The sequence below is a fragment of the Sphingobium sp. TB-6 genome (assembly GCF_012927365.1).
GTDB lineage: Bacteria > Pseudomonadota > Alphaproteobacteria > Sphingomonadales > Sphingomonadaceae > Sphingobium.
Map to the genome: position 1 here is coordinate 238,605 of NZ_JABBGL010000002.1, position 26,093 is coordinate 264,697.

25 protein-coding genes and 1 riboswitch are annotated in these 26,093 nt (G+C 65.4%); of the genes, 16 read left to right on the plus strand and 9 right to left on the minus strand.

Annotated features, from left to right (window positions below; all coding sequences use genetic code 11):
• Positions 1–241 precede the first annotated feature (241 nt).
• The 4 genes from nirB to cobA all read left to right on the plus strand — a co-directional run bounded on the left by nirB (position 242) and on the right by cobA (position 6,578).
• Positions 242–2,746 (plus strand): nitrite reductase large subunit NirB, encoded by a 2,505-nt coding sequence (gene nirB, locus HHL26_RS04215; RefSeq protein WP_066561427.1) that lies wholly within the window; start codon positions 242–244, stop codon positions 2,744–2,746.
• Positions 2,747–2,751: 5 nt separating this feature from the next.
• Positions 2,752–3,087 (plus strand): nitrite reductase small subunit NirD, encoded by a 336-nt coding sequence (gene nirD / locus HHL26_RS04220; protein ID WP_066555080.1) that lies wholly within the window; start codon positions 2,752–2,754, stop codon positions 3,085–3,087.
• 112 nt (positions 3,088–3,199) lie between these two features.
• Positions 3,200–5,809 carry a nitrate reductase gene (locus tag HHL26_RS04225; protein WP_066555083.1) on the plus strand — a complete coding sequence of 870 codons (2,610 nt, stop codon included), beginning with the start codon at positions 3,200–3,202 and terminating at the stop codon, positions 5,807–5,809.
• Positions 5,796–6,578 carry a uroporphyrinogen-III C-methyltransferase gene (gene cobA, locus HHL26_RS04230; RefSeq protein ID WP_066555088.1) on the plus strand — a complete coding sequence of 261 codons (783 nt, stop codon included), beginning with the start codon at positions 5,796–5,798 and terminating at the stop codon, positions 6,576–6,578. The genes HHL26_RS04225 and cobA overlap by 14 nt, the downstream gene beginning before the upstream one ends.
• A 92-nt stretch (positions 6,579–6,670) precedes the next feature.
• Here the strand turns inward: cobA and HHL26_RS04235 are convergent, their stop codons facing one another.
• Both HHL26_RS04235 and HHL26_RS04240 read right to left on the minus strand, forming a co-directional pair.
• The gene (locus HHL26_RS04235; RefSeq protein ID WP_082748453.1) at positions 6,671–7,207 is read right to left on the minus strand and encodes a molybdenum cofactor guanylyltransferase; all 537 of its coding nucleotides are present in this window, start codon (positions 7,205–7,207) and stop codon (positions 6,671–6,673) included.
• Positions 7,207–8,190, minus strand: a complete 984-nt coding sequence (locus tag HHL26_RS04240) for a threonine/serine dehydratase (RefSeq protein WP_066555091.1) — start codon at positions 8,188–8,190, stop codon at positions 7,207–7,209. Before HHL26_RS04240 ends, HHL26_RS04235 begins: the two co-directional genes overlap by 1 nt.
• An 81-nt stretch (positions 8,191–8,271) precedes the next feature.
• Positions 8,272–8,486: riboswitch (cobalamin riboswitch) on the plus strand.
• 171 nt (positions 8,487–8,657) lie between these two features.
• Between HHL26_RS04240 and HHL26_RS04245 the strand changes: the two genes are divergently transcribed.
• Positions 8,658–10,502, plus strand: coding sequence for a TonB-dependent receptor (locus HHL26_RS04245; protein WP_066555097.1), 1,845 nt, complete (start codon positions 8,658–8,660; stop codon positions 10,500–10,502).
• Positions 10,503–10,544: 42 nt separating this feature from the next.
• On the opposite strand, the gene HHL26_RS04250 is transcribed toward HHL26_RS04245, so the two are convergent.
• Positions 10,545–11,348, minus strand: coding sequence for an ABC transporter substrate-binding protein (locus HHL26_RS04250; protein ID WP_066555100.1), 804 nt, complete (start codon positions 11,346–11,348; stop codon positions 10,545–10,547).
• 95 nt (positions 11,349–11,443) lie between these two features.
• On the opposite strand from HHL26_RS04250, the gene HHL26_RS04255 reads away from it, so the two are divergent.
• Both HHL26_RS04255 and HHL26_RS04260 read left to right on the plus strand, forming a co-directional pair.
• Positions 11,444–12,439, plus strand: a complete 996-nt coding sequence (locus tag HHL26_RS04255) for an iron ABC transporter permease (protein WP_066555103.1) — start codon at positions 11,444–11,446, stop codon at positions 12,437–12,439.
• Positions 12,433–13,212, plus strand: a complete 780-nt coding sequence (locus HHL26_RS04260) for an ABC transporter ATP-binding protein (protein WP_066555105.1) — start codon at positions 12,433–12,435, stop codon at positions 13,210–13,212. Before HHL26_RS04255 ends, HHL26_RS04260 begins: the two co-directional genes overlap by 7 nt.
• A gap of 50 nt (positions 13,213–13,262) precedes the next feature.
• On the opposite strand, the gene HHL26_RS04265 is transcribed toward HHL26_RS04260, so the two are convergent.
• The gene (locus HHL26_RS04265; RefSeq protein ID WP_087575285.1) at positions 13,263–14,417 is read right to left on the minus strand and encodes a penicillin-binding protein activator; all 1,155 of its coding nucleotides are present in this window, start codon (positions 14,415–14,417) and stop codon (positions 13,263–13,265) included.
• A 71-nt stretch (positions 14,418–14,488) separates the two neighbouring features.
• On the opposite strand from HHL26_RS04265, the gene rsmI reads away from it, so the two are divergent.
• The 4 genes from rsmI (at position 14,489) to HHL26_RS04285 (ending at position 17,413) form a co-directional block, all read left to right on the plus strand.
• The gene (rsmI, locus tag HHL26_RS04270) at positions 14,489–15,343 is read left to right on the plus strand and encodes a 16S rRNA (cytidine(1402)-2'-O)-methyltransferase (protein WP_066555119.1); all 855 of its coding nucleotides are present in this window, start codon (positions 14,489–14,491) and stop codon (positions 15,341–15,343) included.
• Complete coding sequence (locus tag HHL26_RS04275; RefSeq protein WP_066555122.1) at positions 15,340–15,708, plus strand: YraN family protein; 369 nt, start codon at positions 15,340–15,342, stop codon at positions 15,706–15,708. Before rsmI ends, HHL26_RS04275 begins: the two co-directional genes overlap by 4 nt.
• A gap of 36 nt (positions 15,709–15,744) precedes the next feature.
• The gene (gene gshB / locus HHL26_RS04280) at positions 15,745–16,719 is read left to right on the plus strand and encodes a glutathione synthase (protein ID WP_066555125.1); all 975 of its coding nucleotides are present in this window, start codon (positions 15,745–15,747) and stop codon (positions 16,717–16,719) included.
• A gap of 94 nt (positions 16,720–16,813) precedes the next feature.
• Positions 16,814–17,413: a DedA family protein gene (locus HHL26_RS04285; RefSeq protein WP_066555129.1), complete on the plus strand. Its 600-nt coding sequence runs from the start codon at positions 16,814–16,816 to the stop codon at positions 17,411–17,413.
• Here HHL26_RS04285 and HHL26_RS04290 read toward each other — a convergent pair.
• On the minus strand, positions 17,410–18,306 hold the full coding sequence (locus HHL26_RS04290; protein ID WP_066555133.1) for a tyrosine recombinase XerC: 897 nt from the start codon (positions 18,304–18,306) through the stop codon (positions 17,410–17,412). The two genes, HHL26_RS04285 and HHL26_RS04290, sit on opposite strands and share 4 nt — an antisense overlap.
• A gap of 62 nt (positions 18,307–18,368) precedes the next feature.
• On the opposite strand from HHL26_RS04290, the gene HHL26_RS04295 reads away from it, so the two are divergent.
• Entirely contained in the window at positions 18,369–19,247 is an 879-nt protein-coding gene (locus tag HHL26_RS04295) for an MBL fold metallo-hydrolase (protein WP_066561429.1), read from the plus strand.
• A 99-nt stretch (positions 19,248–19,346) separates the two neighbouring features.
• Positions 19,347–20,333, plus strand: coding sequence for a quinolinate synthase NadA (nadA, locus tag HHL26_RS04300; RefSeq protein ID WP_066555137.1), 987 nt, complete (start codon positions 19,347–19,349; stop codon positions 20,331–20,333).
• An 18-nt stretch (positions 20,334–20,351) separates the two neighbouring features.
• Here nadA and HHL26_RS04305 read toward each other — a convergent pair whose 3' ends face one another.
• Complete coding sequence (locus HHL26_RS04305; RefSeq protein ID WP_066555140.1) at positions 20,352–20,837, minus strand: SRPBCC domain-containing protein; 486 nt, start codon at positions 20,835–20,837, stop codon at positions 20,352–20,354.
• Entirely contained in the window at positions 20,834–21,157 is a 324-nt protein-coding gene (locus HHL26_RS04310; protein ID WP_066555142.1) for a metalloregulator ArsR/SmtB family transcription factor, read from the minus strand. Before HHL26_RS04310 ends, HHL26_RS04305 begins: the two co-directional genes overlap by 4 nt.
• Positions 21,158–21,244: 87 nt before the next feature.
• On the opposite strand from HHL26_RS04310, the gene nadC reads away from it, so the two are divergent.
• Positions 21,245–22,108: a carboxylating nicotinate-nucleotide diphosphorylase gene (gene nadC, locus HHL26_RS04315; protein WP_066555144.1), complete on the plus strand. Its 864-nt coding sequence runs from the start codon at positions 21,245–21,247 to the stop codon at positions 22,106–22,108.
• Positions 22,109–22,120: 12 nt separating this feature from the next.
• Positions 22,121–22,921, plus strand: a complete 801-nt coding sequence (locus tag HHL26_RS04320) for a ribonuclease T (protein WP_066561431.1) — start codon at positions 22,121–22,123, stop codon at positions 22,919–22,921.
• A gap of 34 nt (positions 22,922–22,955) precedes the next feature.
• On the opposite strand, the gene HHL26_RS04325 is transcribed toward HHL26_RS04320, so the two are convergent.
• The gene (locus HHL26_RS04325; protein WP_066561433.1) at positions 22,956–23,378 is read right to left on the minus strand and encodes a DUF4112 domain-containing protein; all 423 of its coding nucleotides are present in this window, start codon (positions 23,376–23,378) and stop codon (positions 22,956–22,958) included.
• A 20-nt stretch (positions 23,379–23,398) separates the two neighbouring features.
• On the minus strand, positions 23,399–24,901 hold the full coding sequence (locus tag HHL26_RS04330) for an ABC transporter substrate-binding protein (RefSeq protein WP_066555146.1): 1,503 nt from the start codon (positions 24,899–24,901) through the stop codon (positions 23,399–23,401).
• Between the two features lie 197 nt (positions 24,902–25,098).
• Between HHL26_RS04330 and HHL26_RS04335 the strand changes: the two genes are divergently transcribed.
• Entirely contained in the window at positions 25,099–26,040 is a 942-nt protein-coding gene (locus tag HHL26_RS04335) for a right-handed parallel beta-helix repeat-containing protein (protein ID WP_169575893.1), read from the plus strand.
• The last annotated feature ends 53 nt before the right edge of the window (positions 26,041–26,093 follow it).

Sequence of the window (26,093 nt, forward strand, 5' to 3'; positions counted from 1 at the left end):
GCGTTTGCGATAAAATGCGGTGGCGCGGAAGCAAAATACATCGTGCTGCGAGGAATCGCTTGACCTCGTCGCGATTCGGAATATGCTGCAATGCAAGGGACAGGGTTGTCCTTCTTCCATAGCTGCGGTGGTCCAGGGACGGACGATCAAGGCGCTTATGATGGCAAGGCCGCCATCCAGACCTTCGGTTTCAAAGCCGAGGGTCCGGATGGCGGCCTTTTTCTTTTTCTGGAGTCAAGGGATGGATTTTCAGAACAACGGACCGGAAGCGGCGAACGAAGAGGACATCTTCGTGCCGTCCGAGGATGTTCAGGAACATCTGGTTGTCGTGGGCAACGGCATGGCCGGTTGCCGCGCGGTCGAGGAACTGCTGGCGCGCGACAAGGATCGCTATCGCGTCACCATCTTCGGCGCAGAGCCTTATGTGAACTATAACCGCATCATGCTCTCGCCGGTTCTGGCCGGGGAAAAGAGCTTCGATGACATCATCATCAACAGCCGCGAATGGTACTCGGAAAATAATATCGAGCTGATCGCGGGTGATCCGGTGACGGCCATAGACCGCACCGCAAAGACCGTCACGAGCCATTCGGGTCGCACCGTCGGCTATGACAAGCTGTTGATCGCCACCGGGTCGGACCCCTTCATCGTCCCGGTTCCGGGGAAGGATCTGCCCGGTGTCATCAGCTTCCGCGACATGAAGGATGTCGACACCATGCTGGAGGCCGCCGATAAGGGCGGCAGCGCGGTGGTGATCGGCGGCGGCCTGCTCGGCCTGGAAGCCGCGCACGGCCTGACGTTGCGCGGCATGAAGGTGACGGTCATCCACCTCATGGACACGCTGATGGAGCGGCAGCTCGACGAAGCGGCGGGCTGGTTGCTCAAGAGCGCGCTGGAAGGACGGGGCCAGACCATCCTGACCGGCGCCAATACCGAAGCCATCTATGGCGACGGCAAGGTCGAGGGCGTGCGCCTTAAGGACGGCACCGAAATCCCGGCGAGCCTGGTGGTGATGGCGGTGGGCATCCGCCCCTCGACTGCTCTGGCGCGGGAAGCCGGCCTCGACGTCAATCGCGGCATCAAGGTCGACGATCACATGGTGACGAGCGACCCCGATGTTCTCGCGGTCGGTGAATGCGTCGAGCATGACGGCAATGTTTACGGCCTCGTCGCGCCGCTTTGGGAAATGTGCCGCAGCCTCGCGGACGGCCTGACGGATCAGCATACCGGCTACAAGGGCTCGGTCACTTCGACCAAGCTGAAGGTCGCGGGTCTGGACGTTTTCTCCGCCGGTGACTTCTCGGGCGGTGAGGGCTGCGAGGATATCGTCCTGCGCGACGCTTCGCGCGGCGTGTACAAGCGCGTCGTCGTCAGGGACGATAAGGTCATCGGCGCCGTGCTCTATGGCGACACGGCGGACGGCGGCTGGTATTTCGACCTGCTCAAGAAACAGGAAGACGTCGCGGACATCCGCGACCTGCTGATCTTCGGTCAGGCTTTCGCCTCGGGAGGGGGCGCGCTGGACCCTAAGGCGGCCGTTGCGGCGCTCTCGGACGATGCCGAGATCTGCGGCTGCAACGGCGTCAGCAAGGGCCAGGTCGTCGCCTGCATTGCAGCGGGCAATTGCAGCCTCGACGCGGTGCGCGGCACCTGCAAGGCTTCGGCAAGCTGCGGAAGCTGCACGGGGCTGGTCGAAAATCTGCTGGCGGTGGTGCTGGGCGATGACGTCCAGTCCGGGCCGAAGACGATGTGCAAATGCACCAGCTTCACCCATGATGATGTCCGCCGCGAGATCGTGGCGCAGAATATGCGCTCCATCCCCGAGGTGATGCAGCTTCTGCACTGGTCGACCCCGGACGGCTGCTCTTCCTGCCGCCCGGCGCTGAACTATTATCTGCTCTGCGCGCTTCCCGGTGAATATCAGGACGACCAGCAGAGCCGCTTCGTCAATGAGCGCATGCACGCCAATATCCAGAAGGACGGCACCTATTCGGTCGTTCCGCGCATGTGGGGTGGTCTTACCAACCCGCGTGAATTGCGCGCCATTGCCGATGTGGTCGAGAAATATGATGCGCCGATGGTGAAGGTCACCGGCGGCCAGCGTCTCGATATCTTCGGCATCAAGAAGGAAGATCTGCCCGCCGTCTGGGCCGACCTCAATGCCGCGGGCATGGTGTCGGGTCACGCCTATGGCAAGTCGCTGCGCACGGTGAAGACCTGCGTGGGGTCCGAATGGTGCCGCTTCGGCACGCAGGACTCCACCGGCCTTGGCGTCAAGATCGAGCGGATGACCTGGGGATCGTGGATGCCGCACAAGTTCAAGATCGCGGTGTCGGGCTGCCCCCGCAACTGCGCGGAGGCGACGATCAAGGACTTTGGCGTGGTCTGCGTGGACTCGGGTTACGAGCTGCATGTCGGCGGCAATGGCGGCATCCATGTCCGCGCTACCGACCTCTTGTGCAAGGTCGCGACCGAGCAGGAGGCGATGGACTATTGCGCTGCCTTCACCCAGCTCTATCGCGAGGAGGCGCGCTATCTGGAGCGCACTGCGCCGTGGATCGAGCGTGTCGGCGTCGACTATATCAAGCAGCGGATCGTGGAAGACGATGCGGGCCGCGAGGCGCTCCGCAGCCGCTTCCTCTATTCGCAGAGCTTCAGCCAGGATGACCCCTGGGCGCAGCGCGCAGCGGGTGCGGATAGCGAACTGCACCAGCCTCTCGCCCCTATCGCCATCGCTGCGGAGTGAACGACATGACCGATTGGATCGACATCGGAACGCTGGCCGACATTCCCCAGCGCGGCGCTCGCACGGTTCAGATCGCCGGGGAGAAGGAAATCGCCATATTCCGCACCGGCGACGACCATGTCTTCGCGCTGGTCAACGAATGCCCGCACAAGCAAGGCCCGCTGAGCCAGGGCATTGTGCACGGCCACAGCGTCGCCTGCCCGCTCCATAATTGGAACATCGCCCTGAAGACGGGCGAGGCGCAGGGCAATGACGAGGGCTGCACGCCGACCATCGAGGTCAAACAGGAAGGCGGTCGCATCCTGATCGCCCGCCCGGCCAAGCTCAAGGCGGCAGCATGAGCTTCCGGTCCCTGCTCTTGCCGGCAGGGGCCAGGGTGGAGGGGACGTGCTGTCCATCCCTTGCGGCACGCACCTCCACCCAATTCTCTCTCAAGGAAGATGAGGTAAGGGCATGAATCAGGCCATCCGCACCACCTGCGCCTATTGCGGCGTCGGCTGCGGCATCTCGGCCACGCCGACCGGCCCGCGGTCGGTCACGATCAAGGGCGATGAGGCGCACCCGGCCAATGGCGGGCGCCTCTGCTCCAAGGGCACGCATCTGGGCGAGACGGTGGGCCTGACCGGCCGCCTGCTCCACCCGATGATCGGCAACAAGCGAGCGAGCTGGGACAAGGCATTGGACCTTGTCGCCAAGCGTTTTCGCGAAACCGTCGAGCGCTACGGTCCCGACAGCGTGGCTTTCTACGTCTCCGGCCAGTTGATGACCGAAGACTATTATGTCGCCAACAAGCTGATGAAGGGCTTTATCGGCTCGTCCAATATCGACACCAATTCGCGCCTCTGTATGTCCAGCGCGGTCGCCGGTCACAACCGTGCCTTTGGCGAGGATGTGGTGCCCGCCAGCTATGACGATCTGGAGGAAGCCGACCTGATCGTGCTGGTCGGCTCCAACACCGCCTGGTGCCACCCCATCGTTTATCAGCGCATCCAGGCGGCCCGTGCCGCGCGTGGCACCAAGCTGGTCGTCATCGACCCGCGCCGTACCGAAACCTGCGAAGGCGCCGACCTGCACCTCCCGGTGAAACCCGGCACCGACGTCGCGTTGATGAACGGCCTGCTGGCATGGTGCGACGCCGAGGGGATCACCGATCCCGGCTATGTGGCCGATCATGTCAACGCCCCCGAAGGCTTCTGGGAGCATATCCGCACCGGCCACGATCTCTGGAGCACGGCCAAGACCTGCGACATCGCGCCCGCGCTGCTGGAGCAATTCTACAAGCTGTTCGCCGCGACTCCGCGCACGGTCACGATGTTCAGCCAGGGCATCAACCAGTCGATCCGCGGCACCGATCAGGTCAATGCGATCATCAATGTCCACCTCGCCACCGGCCGCATCGGCAAGCCGGGCGCGGTGCCCTTCTCGATCACCGGCCAGCCCAACGCCATGGGCGGGCGCGAGGTGGGTGGCTTGGCCTCGACGCTGGCCTCGCACATGGACTTCGCGCCGGAAAATGTGGAACGGGTGGGCCGCTTCTGGGCCGCGCCGGCCATGGCGACCAAGCCGGGCCTGAAAGCCGTCGACCTGTTCCGCGCCATCAACGAAGGCCGGGTCAAGGCGCTGTGGGTGATGGCCACCAACCCCGCCGTGTCGCTGCCCGATGCTGGCCGCGTGCGCGAGGCGCTGGAGGGCTGCCCCTTCGTCGTGGTGTCGGACATCATGGCCGACACCGATACCGGCGTTCATGCCGATGTTCGCTTGCCCGCCGCCGGCTGGGGCGAGAAGGACGGTACCGTCACCAATTCGGACCGCACCATCAGCCGCCAGCGGCCCTTCCTCGCGCTGCCCGGCGAGGCCAAGCCCGACTGGTGGATCGTCAAGGAAGTCGGCCGCCGCATGGGCTGGCGCAATGCCTTCGCCTATGACCGGCCTGCCGATATCTGGCGCGAACATGCCCGCCTGACTGCCTATCAGAATGACGGCCAACGGGTGCTGAACCTGCGTGCCCAGGCGACCATCGGCAATGATGCCTATGACGCCATGGAGCCGTTCCGCTGGGGCGATACGCCCTTCACCGATGGTCGCTTCCCGACGCCCGACGGCAAGGCGCGGCTGGTGTTGACGAAGCAGATGGAGATTCAGGAGCCGCTGAAGCAGTGGCCGATGACGCTCAACACCGGCCGTTATCGCGACCAGTGGCACACGATGAGCCGCACCGGGCTTTCACCGAAACTGGCTCGCCATCGCGAGGAACCGCTGGTGGAAATCCATCCCCAGGACGCCGAAGCGCTGGGCATTGTCGACCACGACCTCGCCCGCGTCCAGACGGCGCAGGGCAACAGCATCTTCCGCGTGAGCCTGAGCGAAGGCCAGCGCTTGGGGGAAATCTTCACCCCCATTCACTGGACCGATCAGATGTCGAGCGGCGGCCGCACGGGCCTGCTGCCCCGTCCGCTGGTCGATCCGCATTCGGGCCAGCCCGGCTTCAAATCCACCCCGGCCAGCGTCGAGAAGGTCGCGACCGAGTGGAAGGGCTTCCTGATCCTGCATGGCGATCAACCCGTCAAATTACCTTGTCTCTGGTCCACCCGCATCACCGTGCCGGGCGGCGCGCTGTACGAGATCGCCGGCAATGGCGACCCCGTGCGGCTTGAGGCCTGCCTGCCCAAGGGCGACCGCGTCGAAGCCATCGACCAGACGCGTGGCACGCGCCGCATCGCCATCATCAGCGAAGGCCGCCTTGCGGGCGTGCTGTTTGTCACCCGCACCGGCCTGCTACCCTCGCGCGACTGGCTCATCAGCCAGCTTGAAGTCGAGGGGGTGGGGGCTTCCGTCCTTGCTGCGCGTGGGCCGGGCAATCAGCCGGACAAGGGGCCGACCGTCTGCGTCTGTTTCGACATCGGCCTTTATCAGATCATGGCGGCGATCCGTGAACAGCAACTGGTCGATGTGCCCGCCATCGGCAAGGCGATCGGCGCCGGGACCAATTGCGGGTCTTGCCGTCCCGCGCTCGCCAATATCCTTGCTCAAACCACGCAGGAGACGCTCCATGCAGCCGAATGAACTGATCGCCCCCGGTGAGGTCTGGCTGGTCGGCGCAGGCCCCGGCGACCCGGACTTGCTGACCCGCAAGGCCGAAAAGCTGATCGCGGCGGCGGAGATCGTCTTTTACGATGCGCTGGTGGGGCCGGGCGTGCTGGACCTGATCCCCGAGGGCGTGGAGCGCGTGAGTGTCGGCAAGCGCTCCGGCCGCCATTCGAAAGCGCAGGAGAGCATCAACGACCTGCTCCTCGCGGCGGCGAAGGCGGGCAAGCGCGTCGTGCGCCTCAAGGGCGGCGACCCGTCGGTCTTCGGCCGCTCGGCGGAGGAGATGGAGCATCTGGCGGCGGATGGCATTTCTTTCCGCATCTGCCCCGGCATCACCACGGCCAGCGCGGCGGCGGCGAGCGGTCATGCCTCGCTCACCCTGCGCGGCGTGGCGCGGGGACTGACGCTGGTGACGGCGCATCTCAAGGCGGGTGAGCCATTGAAGCTGGACTGGGAAATGCTGGCGCGGCCGGGCGGCACGCTCGGCATCTATATGGGCCGCGCCGCTGCGGGCGAGATCAGCCGCTCGCTGATCGCCGCCGGGCGTGATCCCGAAACGCCGGTGATGGTGGCGGTCAACGTCTCGCTGCCCAGTGAACGGCTGATCCGGGGCCAGCTGTCGGCGCTGGCCTTCCTGGTGGCGACGATCAGCGATGAAGATCCGACTTTGCTGATGATCGGTGAGGCGGTGGCGGGCACTTACTCTTCGGCGGACATGTCGGTGAGTGCTACGCTGACGGTTTGAACTGAAGCGATGTGCTCCTGCGGAGGCAGGAGCCCAGTTCGAACGCCTGATCTGGGTTCCTGCCTTCGCAGGAACACGCTGCTTTGTCGATTCTATTGATTACTCTTTTCCAACTTCTCCAAATCTTCGGGCCGATTGATATTGGGCAATATAAACTCCGGCCGCTCGACGATCCGCGCGCCGATCCGTTCCAGCCAGCCATAGATTGATCGGTTGTTGTCCTCGGCCAGATGCGTGTCCAGTTCGGTCGCCAATGAAACAGGCCAGAACCCCGCCAACTGCTGGCCTTTGAGGATCGCCGCACCTTCCCCGATCAACGCTTCCGCCAGCCCGTCCGGATAGGCGGGAACATCGCACCCCGTCGTCAGCACCGCGTCATAGCCCTCCGCCAGCGCGTGATGCAGCGCTGCATTCAGTCCGCCCAAAGGCCCCATATCCGCCGCCGGTCGATCCGGCAGCCCGGTCATTCCGTCCACCTGTCGTCCGCAAATCACGACCGCCTCGACATGGCGCCCTAGCGCCGCCGCCGCATGGTCCAGCAGGGTCCGCCCATCCAGCATCGCCAGCGCCTTGTCGCTCCCGAACCGGCTGGATCGCCCCCCGGCCAGAACCGCTCCCAGCAACCGCATCATGCCTCTCCCGAGATGATCCGGGCATAGGCGTCCGGGTCGACATTGCTCCCCGAAATCACCACCACGCTGGCGTCCTCCGCCGCCGGAGCCAGCCCCGCCAGCATCGCCGCCAGAGCGACCGCGCCGCCCGGTTCGACCACCAGCTTCAATGCTGAAAAGGCCAAGCGCATCGCTTCCCGCACCTGATCGTCGTTCACCACCAGGCCACCGGACAGCAACGCCCGATTGATCGGAAAGGTCAAAGCCCCCGGGGTGGGTGACAGCAAGGCATCGCAGATCGACCGTGCATCGGGCGAGACGCTTTCCCGCACGCCGCTGGCGAGCGCCCGCGCCGTATCGTCGAACCCTTCCGGCTCGACCGCATAGATCGCCACGCCGGGCTGCCGCGCTTTCACCACCGTCGCGATCCCCGACACCATGCCGCCGCCGCCGCAATTGACGAGGATCTGCCCGATCTTCGCGCCCCATTCGGCCGCCTGCTCCATTATCTCCAGCCCGATCGTCCCTTGCCCCGCCATGATGAAGGGATCGTCGAAGGACGGCACCAACACCGCGCCGCGCTCGGTCGCCAGCGTCGTCGCGATCTCCTCCCGGTTTTCGGTGAAACGGTCATAGGCGACGATTTCCGCGCCCAGCGCCCGCGTATTGGCCGTCTTGATGGCGGGCGCGTCGGCTGGCATCACGATCGTCGCCGCGATCCCCAGCAGCCGCGCGGCAAAGGCCACCCCCTGCGCATGATTGCCCGACGACCAGGCGACGACCCCCGCCTTGCGCTCCGCCGCGCTCAATCGCGCCAGCCGGTTATAGGCGCCACGGAATTTGAACGAACCGCTGTGCTGCGCGCCCTCGAACTTCACCAGCACCCGCCGTCCGCAGCGCTCGTTCAGCACCGCATTCTCCAGCAGCGGCGTGCGGATCGCCGCCGGCGCGATGATCCGCGCGGCGTCCTCGACATCGGCGGCGCTAATGGCGAACGGCATGCAATCTCCCTCCGTGGCCGCCTCTTGGCATGGCCAATGCTTTCCCTTATGGCGCGGGGCGCGGGCGGGGCAAACCCCGTACGCAAAGAAGATCGCGCCGGTGCCCGAAAGGGCTGAAAACGGGAATGTGGTGCGGACGGGAAACCGTCCTATTCCGCGGCTGTCCCTGCAACTGTAAGCGGTGAGCGCGATGCATTTCGGTCGAACGACCGGCCACTGGGCGACAAGTCCGGGAAGGCGTGCATCGCTGCATTGACCCGCGAGCCAGGAGACCTGCCGGCGCATGGTCGCTCTTGCCCTGGCCCAGGGGTTGGCCATGGCACGGTGTTTTCCGTCTGAGCGACGAAGCGGCGCAGGGCCGCATCGGTGCGGGGGGAGGGCATTGGCGTCGACTTCCCCCAGTTCCGACCGCGCGAGCGGATGCCCTGAGCCATGAAGTCGCAGCGGCGCTCAGGGAAACAGATATAATGTTGAAAGCCACCATCTCTCTTGCGGCTCTGCTCGCCGCCACGCCCGCGCTCGCGGAGGATGAGATCATCGTCACCGCGCTGGGCATCGAGCAGCCCCGCGACGAAGTCGGCCAGGCCGTCACCGTCATCGACGCCGAAACCATCCAAACGCGCCAGAGCGTGAGCGTCGCAGACCTGCTCGCCACCACGCCCGGCGTCCGCTTCAACCGGGCCGATGCGGTCGGCGGCGTCACCGGCATTTCGCTGCGCGGCGCGGAAACGACCCAGACGCTGGTGCTGATCGACGGGGTGAAGGTCAACGATCCCAGCAGCATTGGCGATGCCTATGATTTCGGCAATCTGCTGGTCGGCAACATCCGCCGGATCGAGGTGCTGCGCGGTTCCAACTCGGTGGTCTATGGCAGCCAGGCGATCGGCGGCGTCGTCAACATCATGACCGGCACGCCCGCCGAAGGATTCGCGGCCAACGCGTCGGTCGATTATGGCTATAGCGATACACTGAATGCCAAGGCGGATGTTTCGGGCACCAGCGGCATCGCATCGGGCGGCCTTGGCGTCGCCTATTTCCGCACGGACGGCATCTCCGCCGAGGCTGGCGACGCGGAAAAGGACGGTTATGAGAATATCGCCGCCAACGCCAAGTTGAAGCTCGACTTCAGCGATGCCTTGAGCCTCGACCTGCGCGGCTATTATATCCATGCCGATCTCGACACGGATCTCTTTTCTTTCCCCCCGATAGACCGGACCGCCACCAGCACGCTTGATCAATATGTCGGCTATGCTGGCCTGAACCTCAGGCTGTTCGATGGCAAGCTGACCAATCGCGCGGCGGTGACATGGTCCCGCAACGATCGCGACTACACCTCCATTTTCGGCCCTTATGGCTATTCGGGCACGAATCTGCGTTTCGAATATGAAGGCGTTTATCAGCCGGTCGAACAGGTGACGCTGGTGTTCGGCTATGAGCATGAGCGGCCGGACTATGATTTCGCCGGCTTCGGTTCGCATGACCGCGCGAAGATCGACATCGACAGCGTCTATGCCGTCGCCGTTGTGAAGCCGGTGGAGGGTCTGACGCTGACGGGTGGCGTGCGCCGCGACGACCATAGCCAGTTCGGCGGTGCGACGACCTTTGGCGCCAACGCGAACTACACGCCCAATGGCGGCCGCACCAACATCCGCGCCAGCTATGGCGAGGGTTTCAAGGCGCCCTCGCTCTATCAGCTTTACGATCCCTTTGTCGGCAATAGCGGGCTGCGCCCGGAACGGTCCAAGAGCTATGATATCGGCTTCGACCAGAAGCTGGCCGGGGATCGTGCTATCTTCTCCGTCACCGCCTTCCGCCGCGATACGCGTGACCAGATCGACTTTGACGGCGCCTTTGGAGCATTTGGCGGCTATAACAATCTCGATCGCACCCGCGCCAAGGGAGTGGAAGCGTCCTTCGCGCTGAAGCCGGTCGACGCGCTGACCGTCACGGCATCCTACAGCTATGTCGATGCGCGCAACCGCTCGCCGGGCAGCCCGGACGAAGGCCTGCGTCTGCTGCGCCGGGCGCCCAATGCGGCCAGTGTGTCGGCGGACTATGTCTGGCCTTTCGGCCTGTCGACCGGCGCAACGATCACGATGGTGGATGACAGCGTCGATATCGATTCCAGCACGCATAAGCGTGTCCAGCTCGACGGCTTTGCGCTGGTTGGCGTTCGCGCGTCCTTCCCGATCAATGAGCATCTGGAAGTCTATGGCCGCATCGACAATCTGTTCGATGAAGGATACGCCACGGCTTATGGCTATGGCACCTATGGCCGGTCGGCCTTTGGCGGCGTGCGTGTCCGCTTCTGATGGAACAGGCGAGGGGCGGGCGTGACGCTTGCCCCTTCAGCGTCAGGGCGCAGCGTTGACCTGCGTCACGATATAGCGCGCGGCCTCGACATAAGCGGGGCCGCCGCACACCGTCCATGCCTGCGGCACGCGGATGCGCGGGATGGCGCGCAGGATCGGATGGTGCAGCATTTCCGTCCCCTGGTCGACGATTGTCTCGCTGCCGCTTTCGACGATCAGCCAGTCCGGGCGGGCGGCGAGCATCTCTTCCAATGGAAGCTGCGACAAAGCGGGCTTCCCCAGCTTCCCCGCCAGATTGACGAGGCCTGCGCGCTTCATGAGGTCATCGACCAACGTGCCTGTCCCGGTCATATAGCCGCGCCGCTGATAATAGGCGGCAACCCCGCCGCGCCTGGATCGAGGCAGGGCGATGAGGTCGCGGTTCATGCGCGCAATCAGCGCTTCGCCCCGTTCGGGATGGCCGACCGCCGCCGCCACCTGCCGGATCTGCGCCAGGATCATGGGATAGCTGTCCGCGCTCGCCAGTCCCAAAGTCCGCCATTGGCCGGGAGGCGCTCCGACGACGCCGTTTCCGGAAGGAAAGCCGACCAGCAGATCGGGCCGGAGCGCCATCACTTCCTCGGCGGGCCGCTTGAGCGTCTTGAAGCGGCGCGCCTTGTCGACCGCCGCAGAGAGTTCCGGATCATGGCCATAGGGGCTGAGCGCCGCGATCTGCCCCGGATCGGCCAGCGCCAGCACATATTGGTCGGCGCAGGTATTGAGCGACACGATCCGTTTCGGCGGAGCGGGCGCGGCGCCGGTCAGCATGAGCGCGCAGAGCGCCGTCGCGATTATTCTGCCGCGCATCCATTTGCCTCTAAGTCTTGCCTCGAAAAGCAGCCGTGCTCCTGCCTTTGCAGGAGTAGGGAGCGCTGTAGCAAGCAACGCGAGGCGCGCAAGCCATGAGCGTGCGCCGCCATCCCCTGCTGATCCCCGCGCTGATCGCGCTGGCCCTGCTTGCCGCCCTCGGCTCTGTCACGCTTGGCGCCGTGCCGCTCTCTCCGGCGCGCATCTTCGCGGTCCTGATGGGCGGTGGCGATGATGTCGCCCGCGCCATCCTCATCGACCTGCGCCTGCCGCGCATGCTGCTTGGCCTGATCGTCGGCGCGATGCTCGGCCTGTCGGGCGCGGCGCTTCAGGGCTATTTGCGCAACCCCTTGGCTGAACCCTCCGTACTGGGCGCGTCCAATGCCGCGGCCCTCGGTGCTGTGGGCGCGCTCTATTTCGGCCTGGCGCAGATGCACCCGCTGGCGCTTCCGGCCTTGGCCATCGCGACCAGCCTCATCGGCATCGGCGCGCTGTTCCTGCTTGCCGGACCGGCGGAAAGCCCGCTCACCCTGATCCTCGCCGGGATAGCCATCGCCACGCTGGCGGGGGCGGGGATCAGCCTGTCGCTGAACCTCTCGCCCAATCCCTTCGCGGCGATGGAGATCATGAGCTGGTTGATGGGGAGTCTGGAAAACCGTGCCTACGGTCATGTCTGGATCGCGCTGCCCTGCGTGGCGGTCGGGGCGGCGCTGCTGATCGCGGATGGCCGGACGCTCGACGCGCTGACCCTGGGCGAGGATGGCGCGCAGGCGCTTGGAATCGATCTCCGCCGGGCGCGCCTGCGGCTGATGCTGGGCGTCGCCATAGGTGTGGGCGGCGCGGTGGCGGTGTCGGGCGCGATCGGTTTCGTCGGCCTGATCGTGCCGCATCTGGTGCGGCCGTTGACCGACCGTTCGCCCTCCGCGATCCTGCTGCCTTCCATGCTGGGCGGCGCGGTGCTGCTGACGCTGGCGGATATCGGCGTGCGGCTGATCCCGACCAGCAGCGAACTCAAGCTGGGCGTGCTGACGGCCTTGCTCGGCGTGCCCGTTTTCCTGATCCACCTGATGCGGGAGCGGCGGCTATGGTGACGATCCGCACGCAGGGGCTTTCCGTCCGCCTTGGCCGTCATCCGGCAGTGAACGGCATCGACCTTCATCTGGAGCCGGGACAGCTTGTCGGCATCATCGGTCCCAATGGCGCGGGCAAATCGACCCTGATCCGCGCGATGCTGGGCCTGGTGAAGCGGGAAAGTGGCATCGTCCTGATCGACGGCGCCGACAGTGCGCGCCTGACCCGGCGGGAAATCGCCCGACGCATCGCCTATCTGCCCCAGGGCCAGACCCTGCATTGGCCGCTGGCGGTCGAGCGGCTGGTGGCGCTGGGCCGGATGCCGCATCTGGGGCCGCTCTCGCGCCTCTCGACAGAGGATGAGGCGCAGATCGACGCAGCGCTTGCCCGCGCCGATGTGCTGCATCTCAAAGGGAGGGTGGCGACCGAACTGTCAGGCGGCGAGCGTGCCCGCGTGTTGCTCGCCCGCGCGCTGGCGGTGGGCGCGCCTGCGTTGATTGCGGATGAGCCGCTGGCGGCGCTCGATCCGGGGCATCAGATCGATGTCATGGATTTGCTCAAGGCTGAAGCGCGGGCGGGTTCGCTGGTCGTTACCGTGCTGCATGATCTCGGCATGGCGGCGCGCTATTGCGATCGGCTGGTGTTGATGGATCGCGGTTCGCTGGTGGCCGATGGCGCGCCGCTGGCTGTGCTGACCGAGGCGAGCCTCGCCAGCGTCTATGGCATTTCCGCCTGTATCGAGGCGGATGGAGACTGGCCGCTGATCCTGCCGACGGGGCGTATCAAAAGCTGAACTTGCCGTCGTTCCCGCGCAGGCGGAAACGACGAGAGGGTGTACGCCCGTTACTCCGCGAAAGCCCGAGGCGCGGGCGCGACCACCGTGAAGGTGCCCGCACCGATCTCGGAAACCTCCAGCGCCCGCTCGGCTATCCCGTCGCGTCCGAACCGGAACGCCCCGTCGATTCCGGCAAAGCCCCCCGCATCGCGCAGCCGCGCCGCCGGGAAGGTGGTGCCCGGCTTCCAGTCGCGCGCGATCCGCACCGTCAGTAGCACCGAGTCGTAACCCAAAGCCGACAGCCGAAACGGCGCATTGCCATAGCGCGCCCGATATTTGGTCGCGAGTTGGCCGTAGAGGCCATCCGACACGCTGGCGAACCAGGCGCCGCGCAGCGCCGGGCCGGATGCCAGACCGCTGTCGGTGTTCCAGAGTTCCGTGCCCAGCAGCCGCGCCGTCGCGCCGCCATTTTTCCGCACGATCGGCGCCACCTGCATCGCCACCTTGCCGCTGTCCGCGATCAGCAGCGCGTCATAGCTGGAAGAGGCCTGCAATTTCTTGACCGCCGCGGTGATCGAGCCCGGCGTCCGGTCGAAGCTCTGCATCGACACCACGGTCCCGCCCACACCCTCGACCGCGCGCAGCAGGGCCGTGCCCGACCGCTCGCCATAGGTCCCCTTGGGCACCAGAGCGGCGAAATGCGACATGCCCTTGCCCTTGGCGAACTGGACAACGCGCTCGATCGACTGGTTGGGGTTATAGCCCATGATGTAGACGCCATTCCCGGCGACGCTGGTGTCGTTGGAGAAGCTGATCACCGGCACATTGGCCCGCGCCGCGATCGGCCCCACAATCCGCGCATCCTCCGCCAGCAACGGTCCCAGGATCAGCTTGTTGCCGTCCGCCAGCGCCTTGTTGACCGCCGCCGCCGCGCCGATGCCGGTGTCATAGGTGGTGATGCGCACCTTGTCGGCCTTGGTATCCAGCAGGGCGAGGGTGGTCGCATTGGCGATGGACTGGCCGACCCCCGCATTGGGTCCGCTCATCGGCACCAGCAGCGCGACGCGATGGCGCAGCGTATCGGTGGGCAGGCCTTCGGTGACTTCCGGGCCGGTCTGCGTGGGTCCGGGCTGAGCCGGACCTGGCCCCTTGGGCACGATCGACTGACAGGCGGCGACCAGCAGCGCAGTGGCCGCGAACAAAATCCGCCCGGCGCGTTGCATCCCCACCCCTTTTATCAAAGCGAACAAGTCCGCTTGCCGGGGGGCATCCGTCTCTGTCATCTGGCGTCCTTATGGAAACTGATAAGAATCTTGGTTCTTTGGGGCTTGAGGCTGGGCTTTACATTGTTGCAGGGCCGATCGGCAACCTTGGAGACCTTACCCCCCGCGCGGCGGAAGTCCTGCGGCTGGCCGATGTAGTCGCCGTGGAAGATACACGGGTCAGCGCACGGCTGCTGCGCCATGCCGGGTCTGACCGGCCGATGGTGCCCTATCACGACCATAGCGCCGAAGGGGTGCGCGCCCGCCTGATCGAGCGGATGGCGAGCGAATCGGTCGCGCTGCTGTCCGATGCGGGAACCCCGCTGATCTCCGATCCGGGCTATAAGCTGGTGCGCGACGCCCGCGCCGCCGGGCGCAGGATCACGACGCTGCCCGGCCCGAGCGCCGCCATTGCCGCGCTGACCTTGTCGGGTTTGCCGACCGATCGTTTCCTGTTCATGGGCTTCCTGCCATCGAAGCAGAAGGCCCGAGGGGATGCTCTGGGCGAGGTCGCGGCCCTGCGCGCCACGCTGGTCTTCTACGAAAGCGGCCCGCGCCTGTCCGAAAGCCTTGCCGCCATGGCCGAGCATCTGGGCGACCGTGAGGCCGCCGTCTCCCGCGAGATCAGCAAGACGTTCGAGGAAACCGCCACTGGCACGCTCACCGAACTTTCCGCCCGCTATGCCGACGCGCCGCCCAAGGGCGAGATCGTCGTCATTGTCGGCCCGCCTGGCGAAGCCGCTCCCGCCAGCGCAGAGGATGCCGACGCGGCATTGCTCGAAGCCATGGAACGCCTTCCTGTCTCCAAGGCGGCGGGAGAAGTCGCCAAGAAACTCGGTCTCGACCGCCGCGCCCTTTACGACCGTGCGTTGGAACTCAAAGCGTGAAGAAGCCCCTAAGTGCCAAATTGGCGGCCGAAAAGCGGGGACGGCAGGCCGAACGCATTGCGGGCTGGTGGCTGCGGCTCAAGGGCTGGCAGATCGTCGGCCGCCGCCTGCGTACGCCCGCGGGGGAGGTCGATCTGGTCGCCCGGCGGGGCAAGATGCTCGCCTTCGTCGAGGTCAAGGCCCGCGCAACCGGAGCCGATCTCGACCTGGCCATCGACGAACGCCGCCTTTCGCGGGTCGCGGCGGCGGCGGAAATTCTCTTCCACGACCTTGCAAAACCGGGCGATGACATGCGAATCGACGTGATGCTCCTTGCGCCCGGCCGCCCGCCGCGCCATCTGGCCAATGTCTGGCACGGGGGCTAAAGGCCTTCCTGCTCTGGAAGGGAATTGAACACGCCTATGACCCAGCTCAATCCGCTCACCGTCGCCGTGCAGATGGACCCGATGGAAGGGATCAAGATCGGCGGCGATTCGACCTTCCACATCATGCTGGCGGGACAGGCGCGGGGGCACAGCCTCTATCATTATCTCGCCACCGACCTCACTTACCGCGACGGCCGCGTGCTGGCCAAGGCGCGCCCGGTGAAGGTGCAGAAGGTCGAGGGCGATCATTATGTCTTCGGTGAGCCGGAAACGCTCGACCTTGGCCGCGATGTCGATGTGGTGCTGATGCGCCAGGATCCGCCCTTCGACCTCAGCTACATCACCGCCACCCATTTGCTGGAGCGGGTGCAGGCAGAAACGCTGGTGGTGAACGACCCGGCCTCCGTCCGCAATGCGCCCGAAAAGCTGTTCGTGCTGGATTATGCGCGCTTCATGCCGCCGACGATGATCACCCGCGATCTGGATGAGGTGAAATCTTTCCTCGCCCAGCATGGCGAAGTCGTGGTGAAGCCGCTCTATGGCAATGCTGGCAATGCCGTCTTCCATGTGGGGCAGTCCGGCGCGAATCTCTCGGCGCTGGTGGAACTGTTCAACGCCTCCTGGGTCGAGCCCTTCATGGTCCAGGCTTTTATTCCCGGCGTCGCGGAAGGCGATAAGCGCATCGTCCTGATCGACGGCGAAGTCGCGGGCGCGGTCAACCGCATCCCCGGCGCGGGCGAGATTCGTTCGAACCTTGCCGTCGGCGGTTCGGCGGCGAAAACCGTGCTGACCGAGCGTGAACTGGAAATTTGCGAAGCCCTCAGTCCCGAACTCAAGCGCCGCGGCCTGCTGTTCGTCGGCATCGACGTGATCGGCGGCGAGTGGCTGACGGAGATCAACGTGACATCTCCCACCGGCATCGTCTCGATCGACGCCTTCAACGGCACCGACACAGGCGGCATGATCTGGGACGCGATCGACGCTCGGCTCGCTGCGCGGGCTGCTGCTTGATTTTGTGTTCGTCATCCCGGCGAAAGCTGGGATCTCGCGCCCCAGCCCGTGTCCTATGGAGAGAGATGCCAACCTCCGCCGGAATGACGCGTAAATGACCGACTGGGTTCTCCGCCTGATCGACGCGGGCGGCTATTGGGGCATTTTCGCCCTGATGGTGATCGAAAACCTTTTTCCGCCAATCCCGTCCGAACTCATCATGGGCATTGGCGGCATCCGCGTCGGACAGGGGCGGATGGACATGGGCTGGCTGCTCTTTGCGGGCACGATCGGCACGACCATCGGCAATTATTTCTGGTATCTGGTCGGCCATGTTCTGGGCTTCGGCCGATTGAAGCCGGTGATCGACCGCTATGGCCGATGGGCGACGCTGGAGTGGAAGGATGTCGAGGCGCTCGACCATATTTTCGGCAAATATGGTCAGATCGTGGTGTTCGTCTTCCGCTTCATGCCTGCCTTCCGGACGATGATTTCCTTGCCTGCCGGTCTGTTCCGCATGGGCCATATGCGCTTCCTGCTATGGACCAGCGGCGGCGCGTTGGTGTGGAACGTCATCCTTGCCTATGCGGGCTATATTCTGGGCCAGAATTTCCGCGACATCGACAAATATGTCGGTCCTGTGGCGACGGCCTGCGTGGTCGGCGCGATCGTCTTTTACCTCTGGCGTCTCGCCACCTGGAAACCGCGCGGCTAAGCTCGCGGATGCGCATTCCGGTAGATGTCGAGCAGATGCGCCGCATCCACCTGCGTATAGATTTGCGTCGAGGACAGGCTGGCATGGCCCAGCAACTCCTGCAACGACCGCAAGTCCGCCCCGCGCCCCAGCAGATGCGTCGCGAAGCTGTGCCGCAACGCATGGGGCGTCGTCCGGTCGGATAGCCCCAGCCGCCCCCGCGCACTCTGTACCGCCCGCCGGATTAACGCTGGCGATAGCGGCCCGCCCCGCGCCCCCCGGAACAGCTGCGCATCCCTTTCCTGCCGGAAGGGACAGAGCGCCACATAGGCCTCGATCGCGTCCCGCACCTGGGGCAGCAGCGGCACGATGCGCATCTTGCCCCGCTTGCCCGTCACCCGCAGCGTCTCGCCCAGCGGCAGCACCGCTCCGGTCAGCCCAATCGCTTCCCCGATGCGCAGGCCCGCCCCGTAAAGCAGCAGCAGCACCGCCCAGTCCCGCGCCCCGATCCATGGCTCGCGCGCCGTTTCGGCAATGTCGCCCGCCAGCGCGATGGCCTCATCGGGCGACACCGGGCGGGGCAGGCCGCGCTTTACCCGCGGACCTTTCATCATCGGCACGCGGGCATCCTCGCCACCGACAAATTTCAGGAAGCCCCGCACCGCCGACAATTCCCGCGCCGCCGAGACATTGCCGATCCCGTCCATCCGCCGCGCCGTCAGATATGCGCGCAGATCGGCCTGCTCGACCCCGGCCAGCAACGCCGCCGTCACCGCTTCGCCGCGATGCTCCTCCAGAAAGGCCACCAGCCGTTCGGCGGTCGCCACATAGGCGCGCACCGTATGTACCGACCGCCGCCGGTCGAGCGCCAGATGCCGCCGCCACTGTTCGCAAAGATCGCCTGAAGCCGTCATGGCGCCACTGTAGGGCAGGGGATCGCCCTTGAAAACCGCCCGGAAATGGGCACATGGGGGATATGGCACCTCCCTTCGACCTGGACGATCTCCCCACGGGTACGCTTATGCGGCTTTCTCCGCTGGTGGGGCGCGTGCTGGCGCCCAATCCGTCGCCCTTCACCTATACGGGCACGCAGACCTATGTGGTGGGCGGGGAGGATGTGGCGGTCATTGATCCCGGCCCGGACGATCCGGCGCATCTCGACGCGCTGCTGGCCGTGATAGGCGGCCGTCCGGTCAGCGCGATTCTCTGCACCCACACCCATCGCGACCACAGCCCCGCCGCCGCGCCGCTCAGCGCGCAGACCGGCGCGCCGATCATCGGCTGCGCGCCGCTGACGCTGGACGATGACGGCCCCCGCGCCGATGCCGCTTTCGACGCCGCCTACCGGCCCGACCGGGTGCTGGCGGACGGCGAACGGCTGGGCGGTCAGGGCTGGACGCTCGCCGCCGTCGCGACCCCCGGCCACACCTCCAACCATCTCTGCTTCGCATTGCTGGAGGAAAAGGCGCTCTTCACCGGCGATCATGTGATGGGCTGGTCGACCAGCGTCGTTTCGCCGCCCGATGGCGACATGGCCGCCTATATGGCGTCGATGCAGCGCCTGCTGGAGCGCGATGATGCGATCTATTATCCCGCCCATGGCGAGCCGGTGGAAAGCCCTCAGCGGCTGGTGCGCGGCATGATGGGCCACCGCAAGCAGCGCGAAGGCCAGATTCTTCGCTTCCTGGAACGCAACGGTGCATCGGAAATCCCGGCCATGGTCATGGAAATGTACAAGGGCGTCGACCCGCGCCTCCACAGCGCGGCGGGGCGATCGGTGCTGGCTCATCTGATCGACCTCGACGGACGCGGCATCGCCGGCGCGACGGGGGATGGACGGTGGCAGTTGCGTTGAGAAAACGCCATGCCGTCTCGATCGCCTGTCAATGAGATGCTGGCCAACAAGCGCAACGCCCGCTAGGGGCGCGCATGGAGGCCGAGAGGAGTGAGGCACATGACTGCGATGACCACTATCCCGCAGGGGATCGACCTGCGCGCGGAAATCGACCGGCTGCGCAAGGAACGCAACGCCGTCATCCTTGGCCATTATTATCAGAAGCCGGAAATCCAGGATCTGTCCGATTTCGTCGGAGACTCCCTTGAACTCTCACGCAAGGCGGCGGAGACGGACGCGGACGTGATCGCCTTCTGCGGCGTGCGTTTCATGGCGGAAACGGCGAAGATCCTCAGCCCCGAAAAGATCGTGGTGTTGCCCGACATGGACGCCGGCTGCAGCCTGGAGGACAGTTGCCCACCGGCGCAGTTCAAGGCCTTCCGCGAAGCCCATCCCGATCATATCGCCTTGAGCTACATCAACTGCTCGGCGGAGGTGAAGGCGCTCAGCGACATCATCGTCACCAGTTCGTCGGCGGAAAAGATCCTCTCGCAGATTCCCAAGGACCAGAAGATCATCTTCGGCCCCGACAAGCATCTGGGCGGCTATCTCAAGCGCAAGCTTGGCCGCGATATGCTGCTCTGGCCGGGCGTCTGCATCGTGCATGAGGCGTTCAGCGAGACCGAACTCCTAAAGCTCAAGGCCCAGCATCCCGACGCGCCGGTCGCCGCGCACCCGGAGTGCCCGCCATATATTGTCGACCATGCCGATTATGTCGGTTCGACCAGCGGCATCCTGGAATTTTCCAAGACCATGCCCGGCGACACGCTGATCGTCGCCACCGAACCGCACATCATCCACCAGATGCAGAAGGCGGTGCCTGAAAAGACCTTCATCGGCGCGCCCGGCGCGGACGGCAATTGCAACTGCAATATCTGCCCGTACATGGCGCTCAACACGATGGAAAAGCTCTATCTGGCGCTGCGCGACCTCCAACCGCGCATAGAGATGGACGAGCAGCTTCGCCTCGGCGCGAAGAAGAGCCTCGACCGCATGCTCGAAATGGCGAGCGGTACGGTGGGGCAGGGCGACCTCGGCAACCGTTGATCCAGGGGAAGGGCGGGATCAGCCCCCGCCCATTTCCGCCGCCAATTCCGCTACGCCCTCTTCCAACTGGTCGAGGCCGCTGTTCGTCCCTTCCTCGAAGCCCTGACCCAGATAGTCGTCCCGCATCGCCTTGCTTTCGAAGACGGTGTGATGGGTGAGCAGCGTGCGCCCCTCCGCATCCTCGTCAAAGCTGATCGTCGTCACCATCACCGGCGATCCCGGTTCCTCGAAACTATTGTCGTAGCGGATGCGGCGATGGGGAACGATCTCCAGATAGGTGCCGCCAAAGGGCGGGCCCAGCTCGCCCTTATCGCTGGTCATCTGGAACCGGAAGCGGCCTCCCACCCGAAAATCCATCTCGCATTTGGTGAGCGGCCAGCCCACTGGCCCGAACCAGCGCTTCACATGGACCGGATCGGCATGGGCGGCGAAGACCAGATGGGCGGGGGCGTCGATCAGCCGGGTGATGAAAATCTCGCGGACGGATTGCGGTTCGTCGCTCATGTTTCCTCTCCATTCAGATAGGTTTCCAGCCGGTCATAGCTGGCGTTCCAGAAGACCTCATAATCGCCCAGCCAGTGCGCTGCCGCCCGAAGCGGAGCGGGTTCCAGCCGTACTGGACGGGTCTGCGCGGCCCGTCCCCGCGACACGAGGCCCGCCTGCTCCAATATCTTCAGATGCTTGGAAACGGTCGGCTGGCTGAGGCCGGACGGCTCGACCAGCGCATTCACGGTCGCTTCGCCTTTGGCAAGGCGGCTGAGGATCGCGCGGCGCGTGGGATCGGCCAGGGCGCTGAAAATCCGGTCGAGCTGGGCAGGCTGCAAAATATCGCTCTCTATCTATATAGCTAATAGGCTATATAATGAATCAGGGGCTGTCAACCGCCTGGCGACTATGCCACATCGCTCGGCATGACCGCTGATTCTTCCTCCTTTTCGCTCCCTGGCTTCGATCTCGACGCCTTCATCGCTTCCACCCTGGCGGAAGATCTCGGCCCAGATCGCCGCGACGTGACCAGCGAGGCGGTGATTCCCGGCGATGCGATCTTCGATGGCGTGATGGACAGCCGTGACGCCGTGACGCTGGCGGGCCTGCCGATCGCCGCCGCCTTCTTCCGCGCGCTCGACCCCGATGTGGAGGTCGAACTGCTGAAACAGGATGGCGACCGCGTGGCGGCGGGCACCGACATCATGCGCATCCGGGGCAAGGCCCGCGCCATGCTGACTGCCGAGCGGTCCGCGCTCAATACCGTCCAGCATCTGAGCGGCATCGCCACCATGACCCGCGCCTATGTCGACGCGATCCTGGGCACCGGCACGACCCTGCTCGACACGCGCAAGACCATTCCCGGCCTGCGCATATTGGAAAAATATGCGACCCGCATGGGCGGCGCGACCAATCACCGCATGGGCCTGTGGGATGCGGCGATGATCAAGGACAATCATGTCGCCGTCGCCGGATCGGTCGAGGAAGCCGTCCGCCGCGCCGCCGCCGCCGGCATCGCTAGCATCATCGTGGAAGTCGACCGTATCGACCAGATCGAACCGGCGCTTGCCGCCGGAGCCACCCATCTCCTCCTCGACAATATGGATGCGCCCACCCTGCGCGGCGCTGTCACGCTGGTCGGCGGCCGCGTTCCCACCGAGGCGTCGGGCGGCGTGACGCTGGAAACCATCCGCGCAAAGGCGGAAACCGGCGTCACCTATATCAGCGTCGGCCGTCTGACCCAGTCGGCTCCGGCCGCCGATATCGGCCTGGACTTCGCTTTCGCATAGGGGGTGGGCTTTTTGCTTAAACTTGCGCTGCCGCTGCTCCTGCTCGCGGCGCCCGCGAGCGCTCTGGCGCAGGCGGCGCAGTGCAGCCTGCCAGCACAGATGCCCCGACCGCGTCCGGACCTGCCGAGCGAGAGTCAGGGCCGGCGCCTGCTGCCCATAGGCGGCTATACCCTGGCGCTCACCTGGTCGCCGCAATATTGTGCCGGTGCTAAAGGTGGCGACGACGCCTTCCAGTGCAGCGGCCGCAACGGGCGTTTCGGCTTCACCCTGCATGGTCTTTGGCCCGACGGCGTAGGCAAGGAATGGCCGCAATATTGCCGTGCGACAGACCTGCTGCCGCGTCCGGTGATCTGGCAAAATCTCTGCGTCACCCCTTCGGTCCAGTTGCTCCAGCATGAATGGGCCAAACATGGCACCTGCATGGCGACGAGGCCGGAACTCTATTTCAATCTTTCCCGCGCCTTATACCAGTCGATCCGCTATCCTGATATGGCCGCGCTGGCCCGCCGAAAGACGTTGACGGTGGGACGGTTTACCGAGGCCTTCGCCGCCGCCAACCAGGGGATGCGGGCCGATATGATGCGCGTCACCGCGACCCGCGACAATCGGCTGAGTGAGGTCTGGCTCTGCATGGACAAGGCGCTGGAGTTCGCCCGTTGTCCAAAGCATCAGGGCGGGACAAGCAACCAAACCAGCCTGCGCATTGCGCCCGGTCCGAATATTCCCAATCCGAAGCGTGCCAAGCCTGCGCCGGCAAGTCGGTCCGGCCTGATCCTGCACCTCGATCCCAATGCCGAATTGCCGGAGAATTAGGAGCGACGTTCGCGTCCGTCAGCGGCGAGAGAGGCTAACCGTCGATCACCACCGTCGAGGGGTGATGCCTGTCCAGATGCTTGCGGATGATCCGCAGATTCTTCGTGTTGGACTTGTAGAAAAAGTCGAAAATATCCCCGGCGAAGGGAATGGCGCCGATCAGCGTATCGAAGCCGACATTGGCCGCCATGCGGGTGAGTTGCCATTTCGACATGCCCAGATTGCGCGCTTCCCACACCATCCATGCGCCCATCGCCGCCGTGGCGAAATCGCCCACCACCGGGATCAATCCCACTAGGCTGTCCAGCCCGACGCGCCGGTTTGTACCGGGCAGCACGAACAGCCCCTCCAGCAGCGCCTCCATCGCCTCTATCCGTTTGCGCACCGAGGCGGGATCGCGGCCGAACCCCGGCATGTCGCGCACGATCCGGTCGAACTGGTCCTGCGAAATCGCCATCATCTTGTCCTCCAGCGACCTTAATTGGTGCTCTTGAACAGATGGTTCAATGGGTGTCGCGCCCGTGGCGAGGCCATGAAGCCCGTCAGCCGCCGCGCCACCAGCGACCAGCGAACCGGCGCGCCCAAGGCGACGAAGCCGTTATGCGCCTGCATCAGCGCCTCGGCCTGCGCCACCCGCGCCATGCGTTCCTCCAGGCTGCTGGCGAGGCTCGCCGCCTGCAATTGCGCGTCCGCTTGCAGCGAACAATGCACTTTCCGCGCGCAGCCGATCCGGCCCAGATACCAGAGCGCGCTGTCATAGGCGGCGACCTCATCGACCAGCCGCAGGTCGGCATCCGCCGCCATGTCGACCCGCTCGACCGCCAGCCCGATCATGCCGAGATCATGCCGCACCAATCCGAACAGCATGGTCGCGCCCGGCCCCTTGGGCAGCGCCACGCGCAGCACCGGCGGATCGCCATGCTCGCTGCGCCAGCGTTTCATGACCGCCTGCCCTTGCGCCCAGCGATCCTCCTGCGACAGCCCTGTCCAGTCGGGCACGGCGGGCGGCACAGGCAGGTCGAGTTGCCCCGGCACGATCTGCTCGGTCGTGGCCCATCCGCCGACCGGGAACATCACCGGCAACTGGCTGCGGTCGATCGCCATGTTGATCGCCCGCCGCACGCCGTCATCGTCCAGCAGCTTGCCTCTGTCTCCGCCCTGGCCGGTTATCGCCAGCCCCAGCAGCCCCTGCACCGGATCGATCCGCACATCGTCCCGGTCGACCCCGGCAGGCACCAGCAGCGGCAGGTCGGAAAAGCGCCCGCCCAGCACCAGCGCGGATTTCCCCTGCTGAAAGCGGGTGATGGCCAGCGCCGCCCGCTCTGCCCGGACGATCCGGGTCTGCCAGGTGGGCACCGGCAATTCGTCCCCGGATTCGTTCGTCGCCCGCTCCACCGGCGTCAGCACAAGCGCCTTGCCCCGCATCGCGCGGCGATAGGGGCCGGTGCCCCCGTCGCGCGACAGGATCGCCATCTGGGGCTGGGCCAGCATCTGCAGCACATAGGGGCGCGGCGCGGCAAGGCGGATTTCGATCACTTCGCCGGTCATCGCCACGACATCCTGCACCGCGTCCAGCGGCCCGGCCGGGTCCAGCCGCCGCAGCGCCTCTATCCGCGCCATCAGCAGCCGCCCGACATCCTTCGCCATCACCTTGCTGCCGTCCGGCCAGAAGGCTCGGCGCAGGCGGAAGATATAACTGCGCCCGTCATCCTCGACGATCCAGCGTTGGGCCAGCGCCGGCAATATCTCCCCACTGGCGTCGAACGCCACCAATCCCTGCGCAGTGGTTTCCAGGAACAGTTTCGCGCCGGGATCGGGCAGATTCTCCAGCGGTTTGGCGAAATCGGCGGGGGCGCCCACGACACTGACCGTCACCGTTCCGCTGCCTTCGTCCGAACAGCCGCCCAGCATAGCCGCCATCAGGGCGGCCCCGCCCAGGGTCAGGCAGGCAAAAGGCGAGCGGGGGCGGCCGGAAATCATGTCCGGACAAGGCTTAACCCGCAACCGCGTCCGCGCCAACCATCATGACGTGCCTTTTGCGCGCGGACGAAAGGTCATGAAATCCAACCGTCCCGGTCGATGCAAGGGCGGTTTCCCGGCTGTCCCATAGCGGAACAATATTTCGTTAACCATGACTCCGCATTGCTGATGGCCGCTGTGTCCCTATAACTTTCGTTATGCGCCTCTTCTCGACCGTCCTGCTCCTGTCCGCCGCCGCGGTGGCGGCAACCGCGCTGGCGCAGGGCGTCGCCTCGCCCTTCACCGTGGCCGAAAGCGGGCGCAGCTATGCGACGCTCAGCGATGCGATCAAGGCGATCGGCAATGGCCGCGGCACCATATTGGTGGCGCCCGGCAGCTACGCCCAGTGCGCGGTGCAGCAGGGCGGCGACCTTACAATCCGCGCGCAGAAACCCGGCACCGCGATCCTCGACGGGGTGGCGTGCGAGGAAAAGGCCGCGCTTGTCCTGCGTGGCCGGTCGAGCGCGATCGACGGCCTCATCTTCCAGAATCTGCGCGTGCCCGACGGCAATGGCGCGGGCATCCGGCTGGAAAGCGGCAATCTGACCGTCGCCAACAGCCTGTTCCGCAACAGCGAGGAAGGCATTTTGACGGGCGATGCGCCCGGCAACAGCGTGCAGATCGACAAATCGACCTTCCGCCATCTGGGCCGCTGCGACCGTGACCTCGCCTGCGCGCACGGCATTTATGTGGGCCGTTATGCCAGTCTGACCGTCACCCGTTCGCGCTTCGATCAGGGGGATGGCGGCCATTATCTCAAAACACGGACGCCGCGCGTCACCATCACCGACAACAGCTTCGACGACAGCGCGGGGCGGCTCACCAACTACATGATCGATCTGTCCAATGGGGCCAGCGGCACGATCAGCGGCAATGAAATGGTGCAGGGCAAGGATAAGGACAATTACAGCGCCTTCATCACTGTCGCGCCTGAAGGCCGAGAGCAGGACAGCGCCAATCTCTCCATCGCCAACAACAGCGCCTCCTTCGTGTCGGGGCTCCAGCGCAGCAGCAGCTTCGTCGCCAATTTCACCGACGATGCGGTGAAGATCGGCCCGAACCGGCTGGCGAGCGGCATAAAGGTCACGGATCGGCGCTGAGCGGGTTTGGCCAATACAAGCCATTAAGTGATACGTGTTCCTGCCTTCGCAGG

Coding starts and splice junctions, on each gene's coding strand:
- nirB (WP_066561427.1), top strand. CDS start 242: ATGGATTTTCAGAACAACGGACCGGAAGCGGCGAACGAAGAGGACATC.
- nirD (WP_066555080.1), top strand. CDS start 2,752: ATGACCGATTGGATCGACATCGGAACGCTGGCCGACATTCCCCAGCGC.
- HHL26_RS04225 (WP_066555083.1), top strand. CDS start 3,200: ATGAATCAGGCCATCCGCACCACCTGCGCCTATTGCGGCGTCGGCTGC.
- cobA (WP_066555088.1), top strand. CDS start 5,796: ATGCAGCCGAATGAACTGATCGCCCCCGGTGAGGTCTGGCTGGTCGGC.
- HHL26_RS04235 (WP_082748453.1), bottom strand. CDS start 7,207: ATGCGGTTGCTGGGAGCGGTTCTGGCCGGGGGGCGATCCAGCCGGTTC.
- HHL26_RS04240 (WP_066555091.1), bottom strand. CDS start 8,190: ATGCCGTTCGCCATTAGCGCCGCCGATGTCGAGGACGCCGCGCGGATC.
- HHL26_RS04245 (WP_066555097.1), top strand. CDS start 8,658: ATGTTGAAAGCCACCATCTCTCTTGCGGCTCTGCTCGCCGCCACGCCC.
- HHL26_RS04250 (WP_066555100.1), bottom strand. CDS start 11,348: ATGCGCGGCAGAATAATCGCGACGGCGCTCTGCGCGCTCATGCTGACC.
- HHL26_RS04255 (WP_066555103.1), top strand. CDS start 11,444: ATGAGCGTGCGCCGCCATCCCCTGCTGATCCCCGCGCTGATCGCGCTG.
- HHL26_RS04260 (WP_066555105.1), top strand. CDS start 12,433: ATGGTGACGATCCGCACGCAGGGGCTTTCCGTCCGCCTTGGCCGTCAT.
- HHL26_RS04265 (WP_087575285.1), bottom strand. CDS start 14,417: ATGCAACGCGCCGGGCGGATTTTGTTCGCGGCCACTGCGCTGCTGGTC.
- rsmI (WP_066555119.1), top strand. CDS start 14,489: ATGGAAACTGATAAGAATCTTGGTTCTTTGGGGCTTGAGGCTGGGCTT.
- gshB (WP_066555125.1), top strand. CDS start 15,745: ATGACCCAGCTCAATCCGCTCACCGTCGCCGTGCAGATGGACCCGATG.
- HHL26_RS04285 (WP_066555129.1), top strand. CDS start 16,814: ATGACCGACTGGGTTCTCCGCCTGATCGACGCGGGCGGCTATTGGGGC.
- HHL26_RS04290 (WP_066555133.1), bottom strand. CDS start 18,306: ATGACGGCTTCAGGCGATCTTTGCGAACAGTGGCGGCGGCATCTGGCG.
- HHL26_RS04295 (WP_066561429.1), top strand. CDS start 18,369: ATGGCACCTCCCTTCGACCTGGACGATCTCCCCACGGGTACGCTTATG.
- nadA (WP_066555137.1), top strand. CDS start 19,347: ATGACTGCGATGACCACTATCCCGCAGGGGATCGACCTGCGCGCGGAA.
- HHL26_RS04305 (WP_066555140.1), bottom strand. CDS start 20,837: ATGAGCGACGAACCGCAATCCGTCCGCGAGATTTTCATCACCCGGCTG.
- nadC (WP_066555144.1), top strand. CDS start 21,245: ATGACCGCTGATTCTTCCTCCTTTTCGCTCCCTGGCTTCGATCTCGAC.
- HHL26_RS04325 (WP_066561433.1), bottom strand. CDS start 23,378: ATGGCGATTTCGCAGGACCAGTTCGACCGGATCGTGCGCGACATGCCG.
- HHL26_RS04330 (WP_066555146.1), bottom strand. CDS start 24,901: ATGATTTCCGGCCGCCCCCGCTCGCCTTTTGCCTGCCTGACCCTGGGC.
- HHL26_RS04335 (WP_169575893.1), top strand. CDS start 25,099: ATGCGCCTCTTCTCGACCGTCCTGCTCCTGTCCGCCGCCGCGGTGGCG.